The sequence below is a fragment of the Nocardia sp. NBC_00403 genome (assembly GCF_036046055.1).
GTDB lineage: Bacteria > Actinomycetota > Actinomycetes > Mycobacteriales > Mycobacteriaceae > Nocardia.
The window spans coordinates 2025245-2047731 of the sequence record NZ_CP107939.1 but is presented as its reverse complement, the minus strand read 5'-3'; the positions used below and the strand labels follow the sequence as shown (position 1 = coordinate 2047731).

The following is a 22487-nucleotide window of genomic DNA, read 5'->3' as shown; positions in this document are numbered from 1 at the left end:
AGCAAGCTCGATTTCAGGAAATGCGGCGGGGGCAAGAAACTCTATTCCGGCAAAATTGGAACCGATCGGAGCTTCCGATTCCGGCAATATGGCGTTGTGCCGGAAACCGGCTCCGGCAGTATCGGAGCCCATCGGGGCTTCCAATTTCTGCAGTATGGCGTTCTGCCGGAAATCGATTCCGACAATATCCGCGGGGATCGAAATATCGTCGGGAACCTCGAACGTTCCCACGCTCGGAATCGTCACCGGCTGAGCCGATGCCTGAGCGGAGTTCAGCAATGTTGCAAGGAAGGCGATAACCCCCGCAGCAAGCGCCAAGAAAACAACGCGCCGCAGGGAGCGAAGATATCGGACGTCTGTCGTTGATGCCATGATCCGGTCCTCCGATTTTCATATCGACTGCCGATGGTGGGCCTTACGACGCCGTATTTCATGGCGTGTAGGGCTTCACCAAGACCTCGAACTGATTCGAATACCATCACGGTGATCTGTTAATCCAGCGGATCCGATCCGAGCGTCTACCTTTCGGCACATATTGCACCACGTAAAGGGCGACACACTTGCATTTCGATAACGAAACAATAACTAATTCCGAAGGGCACAGCGCACTGATTCTAAGTTCATATGCCGCATAGCATTTTCGACCCCGGTTATACAAAGTGCCCCGCAGCGGAAATCCATTCCACTGCGGGGCACCATCGACCGTAGATCTCAGGCGGTGATCTGCTCCTCGATCTGTTCCGCGATCGTGCGGAGCTTCGCCGCGAATTCGCGCGCCGCGACCGGATCACCACTCGAGCCCTTGACGACTCGCCGGGTCAGCGCGACGAGCCGCGATTCCATCGCGGTGAAGATGTCCGCCGCCCGGTCGTGCGAGTCATCCGGCAATTCACCACGCAGCCACGCCTGGAGTCGCTCGACCACCACGGCTTCGTCGTAACGCTCGGGAAGGAGCGCGACCGCTTCCCGGAGCTTGCCCGCAGTGACCTTCACATCGGCGCCACCAGCGACCGTGGTGTATATGGTGATCGCCGCGTCTTCGCCGTATTCGGCAGCCACCGGCAGCAATTCGCGAACCTGGCCCTCGTTGATGGTCGGCGCCAGTGGGTGCAGCCGGGCCGCAAGTGGCCAAGCTCGAATGAGCTTGTGGGCGTATGACCGCTGCATATCCCACCGCTGTTCCACGTACTCGTCGAATGTTTCGTGATTGTCGCGGTACAGCCGCCCGTCGCGCACAATCTGCAGAGCCCGCCCGGCGGCCCAGAATGCGATGCGCAGTGTGTCGATCGACGACTCGCACAATGTCAGCTGCGACCGCTCCCGCTCGCTCAGCGGGCCATCACCGGCGACGGGTACCGGCATGGTCAAGACATTCAGACCCGGGGCCTTCTCCGGGAGCGGCTCCGGGAGCGGCTCCGTGGGCGCGTCGGACGCGGCGCCCACCGAGGTGACCGTCTCGATAGCACCCCGACGCCGCCATTCGGCGTCGCGCAGCGGCGACACCGGTGGAGTGTGCTCAGCACCGTCGGCCAGCGGATTGAGGCCGCCTATCGAACCCTTCCTACGTTGGGGAGGCATCAGGCCGGCACCTCCACTGCGACCCGATATGAGCTCACCAGCTCGTCGCCCACCTGCCGATACTCTCCCAAATCTTCGATCGGGTTCTCGGCGCCTTCGCCGACCTCCCCGTCGGCTGCCTCTCGATACCATTTCCAAGAGCTCAAATAGGTTTGGAATACGTCGTATCCAGCACTCTCCAAATTCCCCCGTTGCGTCCGGTATTCGGTCGAGACATTCACGCCATTCTTCATCGTCACCGGAACCTTGGTCATCAGGACTCGCACCCGAATCTCCCGACTACTTTCGGACGCCGCCTCCTCGGCAGCCCTATATGTACTCGGCACTCGTTTGACTTCAGAGGGGCTCACACTCGTCAGCAGCAGGAGCTCATCGCTTGCCGGGATGGCGGCTTTGAAGATCTCGGCCGACTCACCCCCGGCATCCACGATGATGACATCGAAATTCGCGGCATTGTCGGTAATGCAATCGTTGACGTGCCTGGACGGGAAGGCGATCAACTCGAACGGGACCTCGATTTCCCCCCTGATCAGCCGTCGATGCCACGAGTACCCGGTTTGACTGAGCGGGTCGGCATCGATTACCAGCACCCGCAGTCCGTGAATCGAAGCGAAGTAACTTGCCAAGAAAAACGCTGATGTCGTCTTGCCGACACCACCCTTGAGATTCCCCAGTGTAATAACCAGAGGTTCGGGCAGATCGAGTGCCGCAACAGAATTCGTCATGGACGGTCCTCCGAGGGTGAGGAGTAAATTACTGTGCGGGGCAAGTTTCGCACAGCGCCAGCGAATTACAGCTGATTGCGGCGTCCTATTTCTCGGGCGTGGCGCAATCCGAATGTGTCCAATTGGACACATTGCGTCCGGCGGACGCAATTTTCGTTCTTCGTAGACTCCACCCCGCCCGGCCCGGCGCCGGTCGGCGACTCCCGGCACGGCGGCCTGCCGGTTGTGACCACCAATTCATTGCCAGAACGAGGGCGTCAACCCGTATCGGTCGAAGACCTTCACGACGGCAGCCCGGAGTTCGGCGGCCGTCAGCGGAGTGCCCGGATGCAGGACCGAATCCGTGTGGTGACCTCGCCGTTCACCTGCGCCATAATCCACGTCAGCACCCCGCCGGATGCGAGTGTGGCGGTGTAGTCACGGGTGGAATGGCCGAACCAGCCCGGTACAAATCGCGGTGGCGGGCGCACCGTCGATACAGGCCGCCCGTGGGTCGATCTCCGGTACCACCGACAACAACTCGGTGCCCACGAAATCCGCCGGGCGGCGCACGAGCCCGGCGAATACGCGGTGGGTAGCCGCGATGAAGACCGGCCACATCTTCTCGTTGCGCCGAGTGATGTCGGCGACGGTCCCGAAGGCCCGCCGTGAAAGCGTGCGGAGTAACTCATCGGGCGCGGGCCGTGCGTGATCGGACACCCAGGAGGTGTCACGCCCGCAGCGACGCGCTCGCCACCCAACAGACGCCTGCCCCGATGCGGCTACGGGTCCCAGGGGTCGAGGCCGCCGTTGGGTTCCAAGTGGTCGAGGTTGGAGACTCTCTTGACCGACGCCATCAGCCGAGCACGGTTGAGATCGGAGGGGTTGGCGAGGTACTCGTGCGCCGCCTCCTGATGCAGCGTCGCCACCTTGTTCCCGATAGCCCAGCGGGTGTCTCGCCCGACCTTGTTCCATTCTTCGGGTGTGATCGCGGCGCGCAGCGCCTTGTCCGAATCCCAGTGTTGTTCAACGGTTCTGACAAAATTGTGGTCGATCACAGCGCCCGGCGCCGGCTCGTTGACGTGCCTGGCGAAGCTGTCCGCCGACACCACAGCCTGGGCGGCGAAGGACATATGCGCCTCGTCGCCGACATGATTCTGCACCGCTCGCGCGGCGGCGACGGCTTTCTGCAGAGGCGCGAACCCGTAGGGGTTCTGCGACATACTCGATTTCTGGGCGCTCGATGCGCGCATGGCGCTGCTGACCATGCCGTGACTCGCTCCAGCGGCCAACAGCGCAGCAGGCAACTGCGCGCCGGGAATCTTGCTGTCCTCCAAGTTCTTCAACGCTTTTGCGACCGCCAGCTCCGTATTGATACCCTCCGACTTGCTGGTTCCCGCGACTATCGACTTCCAGTTGTCTCGAGCCAACTGGTTCCAGGTGTGCGATTCCTGCCGTTTGGGTGCGACGTTGATGTTGGTACGGTCAACGTCTTTACGCCCGCGCGCGAGCGGGTTCAATGGACTACCGACGCCTCCGGCGAGCCACGCGGTGATCGGCGAGCTGTTGATGGTATTGAGGGCGGCAAGGCTCGCTACCGTTCCCACTCCACTCTTCGCGCTCGCACGGCTGCTCCCCATACCAAGGGCGGCGGCGCCGCTGGTGGATCTGGTCTGGCCGCCTTGTATCGCCAGAGCAAATCGGTTGGCGATCCATTCATTGCCACTGTCGAGGCTGCGGCTGAGTCGCTTCAATTGGGAGATGGCGACGATCTCGGCCGCGCCCGCGATGATGATCACTGCCATGACCTGCCCCTGCGCCTGCCGAAACAGGTTACCCAGGAACAGGACATATACCCCGAGGAAAACAGTGAAGGCGGTCATCCTGGCCGCCGCGACGAAGCTGTCCACGATATTGCGGACCAGGAACGTCTGCGTCGGCCCGTAGACGAAACCACCTGCGGCGAAACCGAAGATCGACATGAAAGCGTGGTAGAGCGCATCCAGCGCGGCCTTGATGACTTTGATCGCCAGATACGCCGCGAACATCAACAGAATCCCGGCGCAGATCAACAGCATCAGCCCGGTGCCGACCTGACCCATGGTCGGGTTGTCGGCCTTGGCATAGGCCGCGGTGTCTCCGCACGCCTTCATGCCGTTCTTGATCCGCTCGTCGTCGCCGGAAGCGACACCGGCCGACCAAGCCGATCGGCATGCCGGACGCTCGTCGACCACATGCCCGAAATTCCACACCTGCAACGGACGCCGCGCGAAATTGTCCGCGAGGTCCCCCTGCATCGTTGCAACCAATTGCGTCGGGTTCGGATGGTTGTTGCCGTTCAAACCTGCTGCGACCGAGATACCGACGTTTCGCCCCTGTGCAAGTAACCCGTCCGAGGACAACACATCCGCAAGCGGATCGGAAAGGACCACCGGTCCGAGTATCGCTACTGCGACCATGGTGACAACCTGCACAGTTGCCTTGGAGTGATAGCCGCGGACGATGAACCAGCCCACGAAGAACGCGCCGATCGCCGCCGCCGTCACCAGCATCATCGGCGTCGCGATCTGGCCGGTCAACGCGTCGGCGACGCCGCGCAATGCCGAGCCGAACATATCCAGCCATCGAAAGCTCAACGCGAACCCGATCAACCAGATCGCCGTGGTCACGATGGCCATGTAGCCGATGAACTCCAGGCCGAGAATGGCCCACAGAATCGTGGCACCCGCGTTGAACGGGCCACCATGGTTGGTACTGAACTGGTAGCCGGCCAGCGGAACACCGGACGAGTCACGGATTTTCATCCAGCTCAGTCCATCGATCTCCGAGACTCCCGGCGACGCGCTCGCCGCCTCGTTCTGCGCGGTGGCCACGGCTCCGACGGCGCCCGGAAATACAATAAAGACACAAAACATCAGCCCGAACCACGCCACTCTTCGCCGCCACACTCCGCGATCGAAGGTAAATAGCAAGCACCGAAGTCCGGCAAACGCACGGCGAAAAATGTCGTTGAGAGATCGTGTCTGCTGTCCGACTCCCGAGCGAGGCACAGGTAAACCCTAAACCGGGGTCCACGATTGTAATAGGCAATGTTGCAAGACATCCGTGTGAACACACGGTGATGCCCGGAGAGCATCGAGGTAAAGCCGCTGGTGCGCTGCGTGGGCTGGGTCACATCGATGAAATCGCCTCTGCTGCTATATGTTCCGCTACAGCGACGGGCGTCACAAGGCTGACACGGAACCGGCGGCGTCATCGAGGTTGCGGCCGTTGAGGTTCCGGCAGCGAAGGGGTTGGACCGGGCCATTGCGGACGTTGGTTGTGTGTTGGATTGCGCTGTGGGCGTTGATAAATGGACCCGACGTCGGTTGAGGCACCGCCTGAGGCCGCCACAGGCGCGTTGAGGCCATCCGCGCGCCGGAACTCGTGAGTCGCACGTATTTGGTGGCAAAACAATTTGGCCCGAAATGACATAATTCTATTAATGCAGCCCAGCAATAGCGAAATTGTTCTGCACACGTCATTCCCACACCCAGGAATGCCCTATCATCATTGAGCCGATCAGAACCGATGTGCACGACATCGTAATAGCCGTGGGGGCTTCGGCAACGTGAAAGGTGCGTTCGTGAGAATCAATCCATGCCAAGGCTTCATCGATGTGAAAGATATCATTGTTGTCGAGCTCGGGAGGGCCTGCGATGTCGTTGGCCGCCGTTACAAGTTTTCGAGAATTGCAATCAGCCGGTTCGAAACACCGTGGCGTGCGATCTGGAGTGCCGTGGCGAAATCAACGCCGACCAAGGCCTGGCATGGCGGTCGCCCTCGAATCGAAAACCTGCCACGACGAGCATCGGCACTCAACTCTCGCATACCGACGCCGCTCATCCGCGCGTCATGAAGAGGTTTCAGGTCACCGAAGCAACAGTTTCGGACCTGGACGACATCGTCCGAGTGCTTCTCGAAGGTTGTCGTGCGGCCTATGGAATTCTCAATTGCACCAAGAAGGACCTCGGGGTCGAGGTACTCATCGCGGATATGGCCACCCGTAAGCCGGCGTACTTCCTGGAACGGCTCTCCGACCCCGGTGTGAAGTTCTTTGTCCACCGGACACCGGAGGGAGTCGTCAACGGCTTCATAGAAGCGGGATTCCGACCGGACGGCAGTGGTCAGCTGTATGCCTGGCATCTGTCACCCGAATTGCATCGCACGGGTGTTGCTCGCACCCTCATGCGCACCGCACTCGAGTACTTCGGTGACGTTGCCGTGCACTCCAACACAACAATCGGCACCAAGGCCTACGGCGCACATCGAAACCTCGGATTCACCCCGATCGGGATGGCAGGGCCGACTCCGCCGCCGATGGTAGCGGCCGGGCTCGTAGGCTGGCAGCAGAATATGATAATGAACCGCGAAGTTCGAGCCGCGTTATTGGCGCGCTGGGATCGACTGGATGCACCATCAGCCTGACACCGGCAGCGATTCCCTCGACCAACCCCGGGGGGCCCTGCACCAGGCCACCCGGGGTCTACGCCTATCGGTCCGGACCATGCCGGCACCGTGTCGGCTGCCTGTCGACATGCCGTCGAACCGGCAGCCGAAAGTTTATTGCGGCACAACAGCTTCCCTCGTGACATCGACTCCCATCGGTGGGAACTGGAAATTCCCGGACGAGGCGGCTAGCTCCGCTTTCTGCCAACCGGCGCGCTGTCGAGTGCGGAGGTCAGCATCCCGGCAGCAGCCAGTGCACCGCCGAGCCACATCACCGAGGTGATGCCGGCGCCGTCCGCCGCGAGCCCGCCGACCAGCGCGCCCACCTCGATGCCGGCGTTGAAAACGCGGGCGAGCAAGGCGGATACACCTTCATGGAAGCTCGGGGCGGCGGCGACCATCCAAGTCAGAGTGCTGACGGAGACGCCGGTGTAGGTCAGACCCACACCGCCAACAGTCCGGCGACCAGCGTCGATCCGCCCAGGGTCGGGAGCACGGTCACGGAAGTCGCCAGCACCGTGCCGATCGCGACAAGAGTCGCTCTCGGCGCGCGCAACATAGCTTCCTGCGACGAAATTGCCTACGACACAGGCCATTCTGTACACCAGCAGCAGCACGCCGACCATTTCTGAGCGTGCTCCCGAAACCTCCTCCAACACCGGACGGACGTAGGTGTATGCCGCGAAATGGCCGGCCACGAGGAACGTGATGATGAGCAGACCGGTCCGCAAAGATTCACGCCTGGGCCTCGTCCGGCATCGCAACCACGAGACGGCCAGGGTGCACGCCTTCGGACAGGCCGTCGCCACGGTCGGGTGAGTCAGCACGTCGGATCGATGCGATACCGGCGCCGGACGCATGCTCCAACACGATCTCGACGACTGTCTCGAACACCGCGGTGAAGCACGCCGCTGTCGAATCGAACAGTGCGTAGCAGGTGCGCCGCGAGATCGTGGCACGGGCCATCAGATCGGCGGCCGTGACCAGGTGCAGGCCGGCTTCGGCGCCGGTGTCGAGCCTGGCGACCCGACGCGAAGTGCCCCGACCCCGATGGGTTCAGGGTCGGGGCACTTGACTTTTCAGGCCGGCGTATTGGCGGGGTCGGCGACGGTCGGGGTGCGGTTTTCGCGGCGGGCGCGGCGGGCGTCTTCGAAGAACTCGCGAGAGAACATCGCCGAGAGAACGGCGACACCCGCGCGGTGGACGCGGAATTCGCTGCGCGCGCTGGTGCCGGTGAGGCGAATGACACGGCCTGCGGCGTCCTTCGGGCGGGCGAAGTCCTTGACCCGGCCGCGGCCGGTCCACTGCACACCGGTCTGGTCGATGACGGCGTCGTCGGGGACGAGCAGCTTGACCATCGCGTGGTCGAGGTCGGCACGCACCTCGATATCGCCGGTGATCTGCGGGGAGCGCAGGTCGATGACGAGGCTGCCGTAGCGGGCGGCGACCTCGAAGGTGTTGGCGTCGGTCCAGTTGCCGAGCCGCTTTGCAGTCTCGTGATCGACGTGGATTCGAGTGGCGCCTGCGGTGGGCTTGGTGGTCATTTCGGTGTCCTTTCGAGCGGCTTCGCTGATGAGTTAATAGTGACATAGAGACTAGTTGCTTGGCAACTAGTCTCTATGAATCTAGTTGTCCGAGTCCCACTAGAATGGATGTCATGACAGCATCGATGCAGTTCAAACGGTCTCCACTGGCGATGGCGCTGCTGGGCATCCTGCATCTGGAGCCGATGCACCCCTACGCCATCCAGCGACGGATCAAGGAGTGGGGCAAGGACAAGGTGGTCAACGTCAGCCAGCGCGCCGCGCTCTACAAGACGATCGGCAGATTGCAGGACGCCGGACTGGTCACCGTTCGCGAGACCGGACGCGACCAGCAGTACCCCGAGCGAACCGTCTACGCGATCACCGAAGCGGGCCGCGCGGCCTGTGCCGCCTGGCTGGCCGACATGATCGGCGACCCACGCAACGAATACCCCGAATTCCCTGCGGCACTGTCATTTCTGATGCTGCTCGGCCCGGACGGCGCCCGCATCGAACTGGAACGCCGCGCAAAATCCCTGCGCGCCAAGCTCGCCGAGATGACGGCCGACGCCGAACAAGCCGCCGCCATGGCACTGCCACGCGTGGTGATGCTGGAGGACGAATACCTGCGCGCCGTCACCGAGGCCGAATCACGCTGGCTCGAAGGCGTTATCGCCGACCTGACCGCGGGCACTCTCACATGGTCCTGGGAATCACTCGTCCCGCATCACGACACCCATCTGGAAACGCCTTAGCACCATCCACTTTCGCAGCAACACCGCCGCCAACGACGCCAGCTCGAACAGACCCGCGAAGCCACCGGCTCGGTACCTGGGACCATGCAGCTCCGTCGTGTTGAACAGAACAGTCGGAAGCGCGACCAGCCCAACGGATTCCGCACACGGCCCGCTCAGCATCGACGCCGCAACGTTGTCGCCGGTCGGCTCTTGCGGCAGATCGGACAAAAGATCGCACCGGATCCGCGGTGACCGACCACCATGGATCCCGTGGCAGGACAATTTGTTCCGGTTCCGGACTGGGCAGCATGGGAAAACCAGGACTGCGGAATCGCGATCGCAGATGTCAGCGGTGACGGCACGTCGGATGTCGTCGTTCTCATGGTGGACGACCCGCAAGGACAGAATATCGGGCGCTACCGGGTCGGCACCGGGTTCGCGACCGATGGGTCGGTGCAGGGCTGGGGGCCGTGGCTGGAGGTGCCCGACTGGTTCGGCTGGGAGAACCAGGGCGCCGGAGTCGCCGTCGCGGATCTGAACGGCAACGGCCGAGCCGATCTGGTGGTGTTCGTGGTCGACAATCCGCCGGGCCAGAATCAGGGGTACTACCGCATCGGGCGCGACCTGGCCGCCGACGGAACGGTGACCGGCGGCTGGACACCGTGGCTCGCGGTGAAGGACTGGTACGGCTGGGAGAACCAGGGCGCCGACATCTGCCTCACCAGCATCGACGGGCAGCCGACACTCGTGGTGCTGACAGTCGACAATCCGCCCGGCCAGAATGCGGGGCAGTTCCGGTTGGCCAAGGGGCTGACCGTGGATGGCGCAGTGGACGAGTGGACGCCATGGGTCGCGGTGCCCGATTGGTATGGCTGGGAAAATCAGGGCGCGGGTGTCGCGGCCGTGGACCTGGACGGTGACGGCCGGCCGGAGTTGATCGTCTTCGCGGTGGACAACCCCGACGGCATCAACGCGGGCCGCTACACCGTCGGCTGGGGCCTGGACAGCACCGGGCATGCCGTCGACGGCTGGAGCGGCTGGGCGGCGGTGCCGCAGTGGGGACTGTACGAAAACCAAGGTGCGGCAATCACTGTGCTGCATGCCGAGGATGCGGCGCCGGAGTTGGTGGTTTTCACCATCGATGCGCCGCCCGGCATCAATGCGGGCCTGCTGCGGGTCCTCGAACTCGACACCGATCTGCGGCATGCCGCGCATCTGGGGGTGTGGCGGATCCTCGATTTCGACACCGAGGTCAACCCGGTGCACGCCGCGCTCCTGCACACCGGAGACGTGCTGTTCTTCGCTGGTTCCGGCAATGACCCGGATCGCCACAACGCGCACGAATTCCGCACGCGCGTCTGGCATTACCCCAACCCCGGCATGAGCGCGCCGGACACCCCGATCGATCTGTTCTGCGTCGGACAGGCATTCCTACCGGACGGCAGGCTGCTCGCGGCAGGCGGCACCGAGCGATACGACCCGTTCTACGGACTGCCGGACGCGCTCATCTTCGATCCCATCGCACTGACCTGGACCGCGGCGCCGGACATGGCCTTCGGGCGTTGGTACCCCACGCTCGCGCCGCTGCCGAATGGCGATGTGCTCGCGGTCTCGGGCCTCGGCGCCGACAACTTCCTTTCGGTGGTTCCGGAACTGTTCGACCACACCACCGAAACCTGGTCCCCACTACCGACACCCGGCCCGATCCCGATGTACGGCCATCTGCAGCTGCTCGCCGACGGCAGGTTTTTCTACAGCGGCGGCCAGTACGGCGCGAACAACGGTATGCGCCCGTCGATCTGGGATCCGACGACCGGCGCCACCGTCGAAGTGCCGGGGCTCGCCGACCCCGGTTCCCGCAATCAGGCCGCAAGCGTGCTGCTGCCGCCCGCCCAACTCCAACAGGTGATGATCCTCGGCGGCGGCGGGTTCGATATGCACAGTCCGGCACCGGCTTTGGCTGATGCCAGGGTCGTCGACTGCACCGCTGCGACACCCGCCTATCAGCCCGCACCACCGATGGATCACGCCAGAATGCATCTCAGCGCGGTGCTCCTGCCGGACCGGACGGTGCTGGCGACCGGCGGCTCCGGTATGGAGGAAATGGCGCACGACGCGCCGCCGCATGCCGAGATCTTCGATCCGGCGATGGGCGCTTGGATGCACACCGGGCCCTCCCGGGTGCCCCGGCTCTACCACTCGATCGCGTTGCTCACCCCGGACGGCAAGGTGGTTACCGCGGGCTCGAACCCGGCCCGCAAGACCGAAGAACTTCGGATCGAGATCTTCTGGCCGCCCTATCTCTTCCGCGGACCGCGGCCGCAGCTCGAACTGGCCACCACCGCAGCGAGTTATGGCGCGACAGTCGCCGCAACGACTACGGCCGATATCCGCGAAGCCGCCCTCATGCGCCCCAGCGCATGCACCCATTCCTGCGACAATGAGCAACGCCTCGTCGACCTCGAATTCACCACCACCGCACCGGGTTCGGTCACGTTCACCCTGCCGACCAACCCAGCGCTCGCACCGCCGGGTTGGTATCTGCTCAGCGTGGTGGACCAGCAGGGCATCCCCTCATCCGGGCAGTGGCTGCACCTGAGCTGACCACCGCCGCAATGCCGACCTTGTGATCGGCCACGATCAGCTCTCGCCCGGACTGTGGCCTGACGCTGATACGGCCCTCCCCTGCTCGGTTGACACCCTGCGCCGGCTCCGTGGCCGTAAGGTACCGGCCATGGTTCCCACCGAGAATTCCGAGCTGGTGCAGTCGGTCGTGGAGTCGTATCTGCTCGACGGACCACGCCGCTACCGCAGGAACGAGGTTGCCGCGCAGGCCGGGGCGTCGACGCAGCTCACCGGGCGGCTGTGGGCGGCGCTCGGCTTTCCCGCTGTCGCCGACGACGCCGTCGACTACACCGACGCCGATGTTGCCGCGGTCCGCAATTTCCGCGCGCTGAATGTGCTGTCCTCGGCCGACGCCAGGCAGCAGGCCGCGACGGTGCGCACCCTCGGCCAGGGCGTGGCCCGGCTCGCGGAATGGCAGGTCGACCTGGTGCTCGCGGAGATCAACGCCCGCGTTGCCGAGGCCGAGCCGGGCGCCGACCAGGCCGATACGGTCCGCGCCGCCACCGAAGCGGCGATTTCGACGCTCGAACACCTCAACGGCTACGCCTGGCGCCGCCACCTCGCTGCCGCGCTCGCCAGGTCACTCGACCCGGGGACAACGGCGGGTGAATCCGTCCGCGAGCTGGCGGTCGGCTTCGCCGATATGGTCGGCTATACCCGGCTGACCAGGCATCTGCACCCCGATGAACTCGCGATGCTGCTCGAAGCGTTCGAATCGACCACGACCGCGGCGATCACCGAGAACGGCGGCTGGGTGATCAAGAACGTCGGCGACGAGGTCATGTTCGCCGCCGAGGATCCGGCCGATGCCGCACGGATCGCATTGGCGATCCAGGAAAGCACCATGATGGTCGGCGGCACCCCCGAGCTGCGCGTCGCCGTCGCCTACGGGCCCGTCCTACAGCGCTTCGGCGACCTGTACGGCTCCGTGGTGAACATCGCATCCCGCCTCACCGGCGTCGCCCGCCCCGGCACCGTGCTCGTCGACGACGAAGCCGCCACTGCCCTGGCCGACAACCCCCAGTTCGACATCCGCAATCTCCGCAGTGTCCGCGTCCGCGGCTTCAACCGGTTGCGCCCGCACACCCTGCGCCGCAACGGCAAGAACAGGTAACCAACCACAACCTCGCCGCTGCCGGGCACCACTCGTCGCCGGGCGTGGAAATGCGGCCCCTAAGCTCGTCGGGTGGATGTGGACTGGGCGCAGGTGCGGCGGCAGTGTGTCGTGTTCGAGGACGCGGCGGTGGTGGCGTTGAACAAGCCCGCCGGGATTTCCGTGACCGGGGAGCGTCACGACAGCGATCTGGTCGAGGCCGCCGCGGCGGCGGGCGAGACGCTGTATCCGGTGCATCGGATCGATAAAGTGACCTCCGGGTTGGTGTTGCTCGCCAAAGAGCTCGGCGCGCACGGACAGTTGACCAGGCAGTTCAACAAGCAGACCGCAGAGAAGGCGTATCTGGCAATCGTCGAGTCGACGGGGCTGCCCGACCGCGGGGTCATCGAGCTGCCGCTGAGCGTCGGACGGAAGAACCGGGTCCGTATCGCAGCGCCGCGCGAGAGCATCCGCACCGCGGCGGATCGCTGGTTCGCCGACCCGGCAGACCTGTTGGACACCAAGAACTATCCGTCGATCACCCGGTTCGTGACGATCCACCGCACCGATGACCACACGGTGCTCGCCTTGCGCCCGATCACCGGCCGTCGCCACCAGATCCGCGTGCACCTGGCCTGGATCGGGCACCCGATCGCCGGCGACCCGCTGTTCGACAAGTCCGGTCGCTACGAGCGCACGCACCTGCACTCATGGCAGCTCGGCCTGGCAGCACCGTGGCGCACTCCCCCGGAGCTCGCGCTGACGGCGACACCGGGCCCCGATTTCTGGCGCCCCGTGCGCGCCGAGCAGCCCGACGCCGAGTCGATCCTCGACCGAGCCGACCAACTGCTGCGCGACAGGTAATTCGCCCCGGGCCTGCGACTGTGCGGTCGCAGGCCCGGACATCGAACCTTCGGCCGAGCCGATAACACGTTGTGTGACGCGCGATTCCGCGGCCATCGTCGGGCCGGCAGCCGTACCGGTCACGCGGCGCTGCCACGCAGCCGACCCGACGAACTGTTCCGCGACGTGTAGCTCCGCAGCGCACCCCGCGTCGGCGGCCCCGCGGTCGCAGCAGGGACATCGAACGCGGCCGAGCCGACAAACGTTGCGAGACAGTTGATTATGTAGCTCGTTTTGCGAGTCGGATCGGCGGCCACGAATCGATTCAGTGGGGCCAGTTCGGGGAACGGCCGAGCAAGGCGACGATGTCGTCGAGGGTGGAGTCGCCGGACCAGGTGACTTCCGGGGCGAAGGCGGCGCCGGGGGCAAGACGGGCTGCGCCACTCGGGACGACTTCTGCGACGACCAGCGCGGCGGTCAGCAAGCTGTCGTCGAAACTCACTGTCCTACCGAGAGTTCGGGCGATATCCCAGGAGTGCACGACATAGTCGATGAAGTGGAAGCTGACGGCCTGGGCGCCGGAGAATTCGAAGGCCGTGGTGAATTCCGGCAGCTGGAACTTCCGTTCGAGCACACCGTCTTCCGCGAACGCTGCGATGACGTGTTCCGCAGCCACACGGTAGTCCTCGGCCGGGTCGTCGCCGAGTCGGCGCTGCTTCCACAGCTCCGGGTCACCCTCGCCTCGCACAGCGGCGGCGAACCCGTAGTGCTGGGCGATCATGTGCGTCAGCAGGCCGTGCAGTGTCCAGTCGGCGCAGGGGGTGGGCTTGGCGAGATCGGCCGTGGTGACGTGCGATACCAGTTCGATGCTGGTGCGCACCGCCTGTGCGTCGAGCGCGACCAGATCGGCACCGTCGCCGATGGCATCCAGGGTGCGCAGTTCGGCGCGGGCGTCCGAATCGGTGGTCATATCCTGATCCTCCTCCAAATGATAAGCTCACATATATCGTATGCATAAGCTTACGATTTGCCAAGCAGTATTTTCTATCTATGCCCGAAGCCAAGCGCCCAGATCTCGCCGCGATGATCGGGCCACTCGGCCGCGCGCTCGTCGCGGCGGAGCTGCCCGTGCTCGAGCGCCACGACCTGACCATGTGGGGCTACGTGGTGCTACTCGGGCTCGGCGATGAACCCGTTTACACCCAATCCGCACTGGCCAAGGCGATCCATGCGGACAAAACCCGCATCATCGGCGTGCTCGACGAGCTACAACAGCGCGGGCTCATCCACCGCGCACCCGATCCCGCCGACCGGCGCGCCCACCTGGTGTCACTGACGGCCGCCGGCCGCAGCACCCGCGAACGCGCGCAACGCGAGATCCAAGAGCAGGAAGAGCGACTGCTCGCCCACCTGAGCGCCGCGGATAGGCGAGCGTTCCTGCGCGCCTTGCAGACCCTGGCCGCATTGACCACCGAGCAATGACGTCGCCCACCGCACCGGCCGCGTCGCGACAGCGGGCGTGAGTGCCAACACAGACCGCCGATATGGTTTCGGCCGGTGGCGAGCCTCATGGCGACGCGTAATGCGCAGGTCATCTAGCCTGATGGCGTGCCATCGACACGACGCGGGCACACTCTGACGCAACGGAGCGATCCCCCAGAGAAAGCGAACGGCGATGATCCTGGTGGCTCAGGTCAGCGATACCCATTTCGATCTCGGCGCCCGCAACGCCGAACGCGTCGAACGGGCGCTGGCGTTCCTCACCGACCTGCGACGCAAGCCCGACGCCATCCTGCTGACCGGCGACATCACCGATTCCGGCAAGCCCGATCAGTACGCCGAAGCGCGCGCGGCGCTACGCATCGATATCCCCGTGTACGCCATTCCGGGCAATCACGATGATCGCGCCGCCTTCCGCACCGAACTGCTCGGCGAACCGGCTTCGACCGCACCGATCAACCACGCGCACCGCGTCGGCGAATTGACCGTCGCGCTGCTGGATTCGACCATCCCCGGCCAGGCGAGTGGCCGCCTGAGCGACGAGACCTACGACTGGCTGCGTGGCGTGCTGGCCACGGCTCCCGCCGACGCACCCGTACTGCTCGCGCTGCATCACCCGCCCGCCCAGCTCTTCAGTCCTGTCATCGATGACATCTCACTGACCGAGCCCGATCGCCTCGCCGAACTGGTCGCCGGCGACCAGCGCATCGTCGGCGTCGTCACCGGCCACGCCCACTCCGCGGTGGCGACGACCTTCGCCGGGCGACCGCTGCTCGTGGCCCCGAGCACTGCGTCTGTGCTCGGCGGCGAATGGGAACTCGACCTCCCCGACCACGTGATGGACTACGCCCCGGATCCCGCCCTCGCCCTGCACGTCATCGACGAAAACCACCGCATGACAACGCATTTCCGCAGCGTTCCGATGGGCGGCTGGATCGGAGTCCAACCGAACTGACCGCTATCGCCGCAGCGCACGCTCGCGCCGGTAGGCAGCGGGTGTTGCACCGGTCCAGCGTTTGAAGGCGAAAATGAAGGTCGAAGACTCGGCGTAACCGAGGCGGATGGCGACGTCACTCACCGAAAGCGGTGTGGCGGTGAGCATTTCCTCGGCGAGGGCGCGGCGCACCTCGTCGAGCAGGGCTCGATAGCTGGTGCCTGCGGCGTCCAGGTGGCGGCGCAACGTGCGGGTGCTCATATTGAGATTGCGTGCGATGGTGTCGATTCCGGCCGGTGCGGCGAATCCGTCGGCGCCGCCGGGCACCAGCAACTCGCGCACCTCTGCCGCGATGCCGGTGCGGGCACGGCGGCGATCGACCAGGTCCCGGCATTGTGCGAGACAGATCGCCCAGGTGTGCTCGTTCGCCTGCGGCAGTGGCTGTTCCAGCATCGCAGGCTCGATGGCGAACAGGTTGTGCATACGCCCGAACTCCGCTCGCACCCCCAAGACCTCCGTGAGCCGGTCGGCGTATGCCGGTTCGGCGAAACGGAATTCGGCGCGCACGAGCGAGGCAGGCGTACCGAGCAAGTCGCTCATGACCTGGTGCATGGCGGTCACGTCGCGTTCCACCAGGAACTGCCGCACATCTGCGGGGATCGACTCGTCGTGCACCCAGGCGACGAATTCGCCCGCCCGCCATTGTGCGACGGGCAGGCAGAAGGTGAAACTCAGCTCGAGATAACGCAGCGCGAACAGGATTGCCTCGCCGAGGGTGGGGCTGCTGACGCAGGCAAAGCCGAAGATCCCGAAGGTGGTGATCCGGTAGCGGCGGCCGACCTCGATGCCGAGGGCGGGACAATCGGCCAGCTCACGCACCAGATTGCGCACCACGGCGAGCTCGATCTGCGCGTCGATCTGCGCGTCCGGGTCCCGCAGCGTCGCCTCGGTCAGCCCGGTGCCCGCGAGCATCCGCGTCGCGGACACGCCCTGCTCACCCGCATAGCCGACCATGAGCACCACGCTGGCGATCCCGCGCGGGAAGTTCCAGTCGCGGATTCCCGGATCCTGCACCCGTTCCACAGGAGCCATTATGGCCGAAAATCTCGATCCCCGGTGCCGTGCGGTCCTAGAGTGGTAGGGAAAGCACTTGTTGTGAGGGGTGTCACATGGACGCGGACAATCGGCCGTCGGTCATCATCATCGGATCCGGCTTCGGCGGCATCGGGATGGCCATAGAACTGCGCCGTAGCGGTTTCGACGACATCACCATCCTGGAGCGGGCCGCCGATATCGGCGGCGTCTGGCGGGAGAACACCTATCCCGGCGCCGCCTGTGACGTGCCGTCGCCGCTGTATTCGTTCTCCTACGAGCCCAAGCCGGACTGGCCGCAGCGCTACTCCGGCCGGGCCGCCATCCACGACTACCTGCGCGGTGTCGCCGACCGGCACCACCTGCTCGAGCGCATCCACTTCGGCGCCGAGGTGACCGACGCCGAGTTCGACGACAGCACGGGCCGCTGGACAGTGCGGACCGCCGACGGGATCGCGAGAACCGCCGATGTGCTGATCCCCGCCGTCGGTCAGCTCTCGCGCCCCGCCATGCCCAATATCCCCGGCATCGACACCTTCGCGGGGCAGGCCTTCCACTCCGCCGAATGGGACCACAGCGTCGAACTCACCGGGAAACAGGTGGCCTGCATCGGCACCGGTGCCAGCGCCATCCAATACATCCCGGAGATCCAGCCGTCGGTCGCCCACCTCACGCTGTTCCAGCGCACGCCGGCCTGGGTGCTGCCCAAGTTCGACACCGACTACAAGCCGATCCAGCACAAATTATTCGCACGGGTGCCCGGCGCACTGCTGGCCGAACGATTCGGGTGGTGGGCCATCGCCGAATTCGTGGCGCTCGGACTCGTCGAGTTTCCGCGGATTGCCAAGCTGGTCGGCGGCATCGCGACACGGCATCTGGAAGAGCAGATCACCGATCCGGAACTGCGCGCCAAGCTCAGCCCGGACTATCCGATCGGTTGTAAGCGCGGGCTGTTCTCCAACGACTATTTCCCCGCGCTGACCCAGCCGAACGTCCAGGTGGAGACCGCGGCGATCACCGAGATCACCCCCGACGGCCTGCGCACCGCCGATGGCAAGGCACACCGAGCGGATGTGATCATCTACGGGACCGGCTTCAAGGGCACCGAATTCCTGTGGCCCATCAGCATCTACGGCCGCGCGGGCCGCAAGCTCTCCGATGCCTGGCAGGGCGGCGCGCACGCCTACTACGGCATCACGGTGCCGGATTTCCCGAATCTGTTCCTCGTCTACGGGCCGAACACCAATCTCGGCGTCGGCTCGATCATCTACATGATCGAATCCCAGGCCCGCTACATCCGCAAAGCGATCGAACTGCTCGCCACCAGCCCCGGCCACTACCTCGAGGTACGCGCCGAGCCGGAACAGCAGTTCAACACCGCCCTGCAACAGCGCCTGGCCAAGACCCCGTGGAACTTCTGCTCCAGCTGGTACCGCAATGCATCGGGTCGCATCACCAACAACTGGCCGGGCACCCAGATCAGTTACCGCCGCAAACTCCGCAGGGTGAACGCCGCCGACTACGCCCTGACTCCCGCTGCCTGACCTCGCGGTCGCAGGGCAGCCGTGTGCCGCCGCCGCCGCCCCGGCCCGCACCACAACGAGGCCCTATCGAGGCGACGGGCGACCCCCATCCTCGGCGGGCCCGAGCACGGCGAGGTTCGAACGGGCAGACTTGTTGCGTGAATGATCTGCCCTCGGCCGTAGGCCCCATCGAGCGCGGACCGCTGCGCCCGATCGAATTGGCCACCGGTGCGGTGCTGGGCGGTGTCACAGTAGGGCTGGTCACGATCGGATCGGTGATCCCGTTCGCCGCCGGACTACAACTGGTCGCCGCAGTGCCGCTCGGCCTGCTGGCTTATCGCTATCGCCTGCGTGCCCTGCTGACCGCCACCATCGCCGCGGCACTGGTCACCTTCGTCGCCGCGGGCATCGCGCCGGCCGTCGGCCTGGTGAGCTCCGCCACTCTCGCGGGCATTATCGGCACGGTCAAGCGACGTGGCGGCGGGCTGTTCGCGGTGCTCGGACTCGCGGTGCTCGTCGGACTGGCGTGGGCCGCCTTCGCCGTCGGAAGCCTGCTGGTTTTCTCCCGCTCCCGCAACCTGTTGTTCGACAGCATCCGCAATCTCGCCCACGGCTTCGAGAACCTCGCGGCGCGGCAGCCACAGCTGGAGCCGCTCGGCCGGCTCGCCGCCGACCTCACCGATGCCGTGATCGCATCGTGGTGGGTCTGGTTCACCGCGGCGGTGACCGCCGGGATCGTGCTGAGCGCGGTGTTCTCCTGGTTCGTCCTCGGCTCGGTATTGGACCGGCTTGTCGATCTACCCGGCCGCGATCGGCTCGACGCGCCGCCCGACGACCGCCCCATCGCACCGCTGCCGGTGACGCTGCGCGATGTCACCTTCCGCTACCCGGGGGCGGCGGTGGACGCTTTGCGCGGCATCGACCTCACCGTCGCCATCGATGAGTTCGTGGCGATCGTGGGCCACAACGGCTCCGGAAAATCGACGCTGACCCGGTTGCTGGCCGGCCACCCACCGACTTCGGGCACCGTGCTCCGTCCGGGATCCGCAGGCCTGGGCCACCTCGGCGGGACCGCGCTGGTGCTGCAGCGGCCCGAGAGCCAGACCCTCGGCGTACTCGTGGCCGACGACGTGGTGTGGGGCCTGTCCGAGGAGTTGGCCGCCGCGGTCGACATCGACGCGCTGCTGCGCGAGGTCGGCCTCGACGGCATGGGCGACAAAGAGACCGCCACCCTCTCCGGCGGCCAGCAGCAGCGGCTCGCGGTCGCCGCGGCGCTGGCACGACGTCCGGCACTGCTCATCGCCGACGAGGCCACCTCGATGATCGATCCCGACGGCCGTCGGGACCTGGTCACGCTGCTGGCCGGACTACCGAAACGACACCACATGGCGGTGGTGCTGGTGACCCACCACGAAGCCGATGCCGCGGCCGCCGATCGAGTCGTGCACCTGTCGAGCGGGCGCACGGTCGAACACTTGCCCGCCTGGCCACTGCCGGTTCGTGACGCGCGCCGCAGGCCCATGGGCGAGCCGGTGCTCGAGCTACGCGATGTCCGGCACACCTACAACCGTGGAACACCTTGGGAGACACCGGCATTGCACTCGGTCGACCTCTCGGTCCGGCGCGGTGAAGCGCTGCTGATCGTCGGCGGCAATGGATCGGGCAAATCCACTCTCGCCTGGATCATGGCCGGACTGATCGAACCGAGCTCGGGCCGCTGCGAACTCGCGGGCAAGCCGATCGCCAAACGAATCGGCCGAGTCGCGCTGGCATTCCAGCATTCTCGGTTGCAGATGCAGAAGCAGACGGTCGGCGCGGAGATCGCCGACTGGGGCGGGCGGGCCACCGGCTCCGGCGCGGTCGGGCGCGCCTTGGATGCCGTCGGCCTGGATCGGCGGCTGGCCGCGCGATCCATCGAGGAACTCAGCGGTGGGCAGGCGAAGCGGGTGGTGCTCGCGGCCATTGTGGCCAGCCACCCGCAGGTCGTCGTACTCGACGAACCGTTGGCAGGCCTGGACCCCGAGGGTCGCGCCGATGTCGTCGAGCTCCTTGCCCGCCTGCGCGATTCCGGTCTCACCCTGATCGTCATCTCGCACGACGTCGACGATCTGGCCGGCGTGTGCGACCGGACCGTGCACTTACAGTCCGGACGCATCCTCGGAGCCGCGCCGGTGCCCAACCTCGCGAATATGTCCGAGATATCCGCACAACACCTCGATCCACGTGCCGCGACAGCGTGGCGCCTCGAGCACGGAGGGCGATGATGAGCGCAGTCCTCTTCCGCGAAGTCCCGGTGTCCAGCCCGGTGCACAGCCTCTGGGCGGGCACCAAAATGATTGCGGCGTTTCTGATCAGCCTGCTGCTGATGTTCCAGCCGTCGTGGCCGGTGCTCGGCGTTGTCGTCGCGTTTCTGCTGCTGATCGGCGTGATCGCCCGGCTGCCGCTCGGCACGCTGCCGCGACTGCCCTGGTGGTTCTGGGCGTTGCTCGGCGTCGGCGCGTTGATCAATGTCCTGGTCGGCGGCACGGCCGTGCTGCGCTATATGCAGATCGCGACGTTCGGTCTGGTCCTGCTCGCCGCCTCGCTCATGATCGCCTGGACCACACCGCTCGGCGATGTCGCCCCCGCCCTCGCCAAGATGGCGGCGCCACTGCGCAAACTTCGGTTGCCCGTGGATGAATGGGCCGTTGTCGTAGCCCTCACGCTGCGCGGTCTGCCGCTGCTCATGGACGAGATGCGGGTCCTGCGCGCGGCCCGCAAGCTGCGGCCGAAGGATGGCATGTTGCAACGTGCTGCCGATCATCCGCTGATCGACATTCTCACCGCCGCAATGGCCGTGTCCACCCGCCGCGCAGGCGAATTGGGTGAGGCGATCACGGCCCGCGGCGGCACCGGCCAACTCACCGCGCACCCCAGCGCTCCCGGTCGCCGCGATGCGATGGCGTTGGCCGTCGTCGTCGCCGTCTGTGCCGGCGCGATCGGGCTCGATCTGCTGCTCTGACTCGCCGCCGTGGCGCAGCAGCAGACGGGTATCGGCGTCAGGCGGCACTGCTGGTCGCGGCCAATGCGTGGCAAGTGTCGGATTCGCCCTCGGCAGGGCGATACTGGCCGGTGTGACCGACAGCGACGACGACGTTCCGGCCTGGCAGCGCAGGACGGCGGGTGAGTCACGGATTGCGGCCACCACCGCGGTGCTGGCGATCGTGGTGTTGCAAGTGCTGCTGCCGAATCAGTTCAGGCCGGAACCCGCGTGGCTGTTGCCCGCGCTGGAGGTGGTGGTGCTCGGGTTCCTCGTGGTGGCGAATCCGGTGCGGATCGACCGCGAGGAGACCTGGTTACGCTGGGGCGGGCTGGCTCTCATCGCGCTGTTGGCGCTGGCCACTGCGTGGTCGGCGGATCGGCTGGTGGTCGGGCTGATCGATAGGACGCTCAGCGATGACCCGGCGAAATTGCTCGGCTCCGGCGGCGCCATCTGGTTGACCAATGTGGTCGTGTTCGGGTTGGGCTACTGGGAGTTCGACCGCGGTGGCCCCGCCGCGCGAGCGCACGCGCGCAAGACGCTGCCGGACTTCCTGTTCGTGCAGATGCAGAACCCGGAACTGGCCGAGCCCGAATGGGAGCCGCAGTTCGTGGACTACCTGTACCTGGCGTTCACCAACGCGACCGCCTTCAGCCCGACCGATGTGATGCCGATGTCACGATGGGCGAAGACGATGATGATGGCGCAGTCGGCGATATCACTTGTCCTGGCGGCGCTGGTGATCGCGCGCGCGATCAATGTGCTGAACTGACCGCGGGCCACGCCTGGCCGGATAGCGAAGCGCTATAGCGGATTTCGTCACCTGAA

Annotated in this window: 21 protein-coding genes; 12 read left to right on the top strand and 9 right to left on the bottom strand. The window is 65.5% G+C overall.

Annotated features, from left to right (window positions below):
• Positions 1 to 711 precede the first annotated feature (711 nt).
• The 4 genes from OHQ90_RS09050 to OHQ90_RS09035 form a co-directional block, all read right to left on the bottom strand.
• Positions 712 to 1578 carry a hypothetical protein gene (locus tag OHQ90_RS09050; protein WP_328409045.1) on the bottom strand — a complete coding sequence of 289 codons (867 nt, stop codon included), beginning with the start codon at positions 1576 to 1578 and terminating at the stop codon, positions 712 to 714.
• A complete protein-coding gene (locus OHQ90_RS09045; RefSeq protein WP_411997376.1) occupies positions 1578 to 2303 on the bottom strand; it encodes a ParA family protein in 726 nt (241 codons plus the stop codon). Before OHQ90_RS09045 ends, OHQ90_RS09050 begins: the two co-directional genes overlap by 1 nt.
• A gap of 417 nt (positions 2304 to 2720) precedes the next feature.
• Positions 2721 to 3002, bottom strand: a complete 282-nt coding sequence (locus OHQ90_RS09040; RefSeq protein WP_328409043.1) for a hypothetical protein — start codon at positions 3000 to 3002, stop codon at positions 2721 to 2723.
• A 62-nt stretch (positions 3003 to 3064) separates the two neighbouring features.
• Complete coding sequence (locus tag OHQ90_RS09035) at positions 3065 to 5155, bottom strand: hypothetical protein (RefSeq protein WP_328409041.1); 2091 nt, start codon at positions 5153 to 5155, stop codon at positions 3065 to 3067.
• A gap of 752 nt (positions 5156 to 5907) precedes the next feature.
• Between OHQ90_RS09035 and OHQ90_RS09030 the strand changes: the two genes are divergently transcribed.
• Both OHQ90_RS09030 and OHQ90_RS09025 read left to right on the top strand, forming a co-directional pair.
• Positions 5908 to 6180, top strand: a complete 273-nt coding sequence (locus tag OHQ90_RS09030) for a hypothetical protein (protein WP_328409040.1) — start codon at positions 5908 to 5910, stop codon at positions 6178 to 6180.
• Positions 6177 to 6749, top strand: coding sequence for a GNAT family N-acetyltransferase (locus OHQ90_RS09025; protein ID WP_328409038.1), 573 nt, complete (start codon positions 6177 to 6179; stop codon positions 6747 to 6749). The genes OHQ90_RS09030 and OHQ90_RS09025 overlap by 4 nt, the downstream gene beginning before the upstream one ends.
• Before the next feature lie 209 nt (positions 6750 to 6958).
• Here OHQ90_RS09025 and OHQ90_RS09020 read toward each other — a convergent pair whose 3' ends face one another.
• The 3 genes from OHQ90_RS09020 to OHQ90_RS09010 form a co-directional block, all read right to left on the bottom strand.
• Positions 6959 to 7501: a hypothetical protein gene (locus OHQ90_RS09020; RefSeq protein ID WP_328409036.1), complete on the bottom strand. Its 543-nt coding sequence runs from the start codon at positions 7499 to 7501 to the stop codon at positions 6959 to 6961.
• A 4-nt stretch (positions 7502 to 7505) separates the two neighbouring features.
• Positions 7506 to 7736, bottom strand: coding sequence for a hypothetical protein (locus OHQ90_RS09015; RefSeq protein WP_328409034.1), 231 nt, complete (start codon positions 7734 to 7736; stop codon positions 7506 to 7508).
• 113 nt (positions 7737 to 7849) lie between these two features.
• Entirely contained in the window at positions 7850 to 8314 is a 465-nt protein-coding gene (locus tag OHQ90_RS09010; RefSeq protein WP_328409033.1) for a hypothetical protein, read from the bottom strand.
• Between the two features lie 113 nt (positions 8315 to 8427).
• On the opposite strand from OHQ90_RS09010, the gene OHQ90_RS09005 reads away from it, so the two are divergent.
• The 4 genes from OHQ90_RS09005 to OHQ90_RS08990 all read left to right on the top strand — a co-directional run bounded on the left by OHQ90_RS09005 (position 8428) and on the right by OHQ90_RS08990 (position 13612).
• Complete coding sequence (locus OHQ90_RS09005) at positions 8428 to 9048, top strand: PadR family transcriptional regulator (RefSeq protein ID WP_328409032.1); 621 nt, start codon at positions 8428 to 8430, stop codon at positions 9046 to 9048.
• A 252-nt stretch (positions 9049 to 9300) separates the two neighbouring features.
• Positions 9301 to 11634: a galactose oxidase-like domain-containing protein gene (locus tag OHQ90_RS09000; protein WP_328409031.1), complete on the top strand. Its 2334-nt coding sequence runs from the start codon at positions 9301 to 9303 to the stop codon at positions 11632 to 11634.
• 130 nt (positions 11635 to 11764) lie between these two features.
• Entirely contained in the window at positions 11765 to 12769 is a 1005-nt protein-coding gene (locus OHQ90_RS08995; RefSeq protein WP_328409029.1) for an adenylate/guanylate cyclase domain-containing protein, read from the top strand.
• Between the two features lie 72 nt (positions 12770 to 12841).
• Complete coding sequence (locus OHQ90_RS08990; RefSeq protein WP_328409027.1) at positions 12842 to 13612, top strand: RluA family pseudouridine synthase; 771 nt, start codon at positions 12842 to 12844, stop codon at positions 13610 to 13612.
• A 304-nt stretch (positions 13613 to 13916) separates the two neighbouring features.
• On the opposite strand, the gene OHQ90_RS08985 is transcribed toward OHQ90_RS08990, so the two are convergent.
• On the bottom strand, positions 13917 to 14561 hold the full coding sequence (locus tag OHQ90_RS08985) for a TIGR03086 family metal-binding protein (RefSeq protein ID WP_328409026.1): 645 nt from the start codon (positions 14559 to 14561) through the stop codon (positions 13917 to 13919).
• A gap of 80 nt (positions 14562 to 14641) precedes the next feature.
• Between OHQ90_RS08985 and OHQ90_RS08980 the strand changes: the two genes are divergently transcribed.
• Both OHQ90_RS08980 and OHQ90_RS08975 read left to right on the top strand, forming a co-directional pair.
• Positions 14642 to 15073, top strand: coding sequence for a MarR family winged helix-turn-helix transcriptional regulator (locus OHQ90_RS08980; RefSeq protein ID WP_328409025.1), 432 nt, complete (start codon positions 14642 to 14644; stop codon positions 15071 to 15073).
• Positions 15074 to 15266: 193 nt separating this feature from the next.
• Complete coding sequence (locus tag OHQ90_RS08975; RefSeq protein WP_328409024.1) at positions 15267 to 16046, top strand: metallophosphoesterase; 780 nt, start codon at positions 15267 to 15269, stop codon at positions 16044 to 16046.
• A gap of 3 nt (positions 16047 to 16049) precedes the next feature.
• Here OHQ90_RS08975 and OHQ90_RS08970 read toward each other — a convergent pair whose 3' ends face one another.
• Positions 16050 to 17117: an AraC family transcriptional regulator gene (locus tag OHQ90_RS08970; RefSeq protein WP_328409023.1), complete on the bottom strand. Its 1068-nt coding sequence runs from the start codon at positions 17115 to 17117 to the stop codon at positions 16050 to 16052.
• Positions 17118 to 17194: 77 nt separating this feature from the next.
• On the opposite strand from OHQ90_RS08970, the gene OHQ90_RS08965 reads away from it, so the two are divergent.
• From OHQ90_RS08965 to OHQ90_RS08950, 4 genes are all read left to right on the top strand, one after another.
• Positions 17195 to 18661: a flavin-containing monooxygenase gene (locus OHQ90_RS08965; protein WP_328409022.1), complete on the top strand. Its 1467-nt coding sequence runs from the start codon at positions 17195 to 17197 to the stop codon at positions 18659 to 18661.
• 137 nt (positions 18662 to 18798) lie between these two features.
• Positions 18799 to 20904, top strand: coding sequence for a DUF2232 domain-containing protein (locus tag OHQ90_RS08960; RefSeq protein ID WP_328409020.1), 2106 nt, complete (start codon positions 18799 to 18801; stop codon positions 20902 to 20904).
• The gene (locus tag OHQ90_RS08955; protein WP_328412727.1) at positions 20904 to 21641 is read left to right on the top strand and encodes an energy-coupling factor transporter transmembrane component T family protein; all 738 of its coding nucleotides are present in this window, start codon (positions 20904 to 20906) and stop codon (positions 21639 to 21641) included. Before OHQ90_RS08960 ends, OHQ90_RS08955 begins: the two co-directional genes overlap by 1 nt.
• A 112-nt stretch (positions 21642 to 21753) precedes the next feature.
• Complete coding sequence (locus tag OHQ90_RS08950) at positions 21754 to 22431, top strand: hypothetical protein (protein WP_328409019.1); 678 nt, start codon at positions 21754 to 21756, stop codon at positions 22429 to 22431.
• The last annotated feature ends 56 nt before the right edge of the window (positions 22432 to 22487 follow it).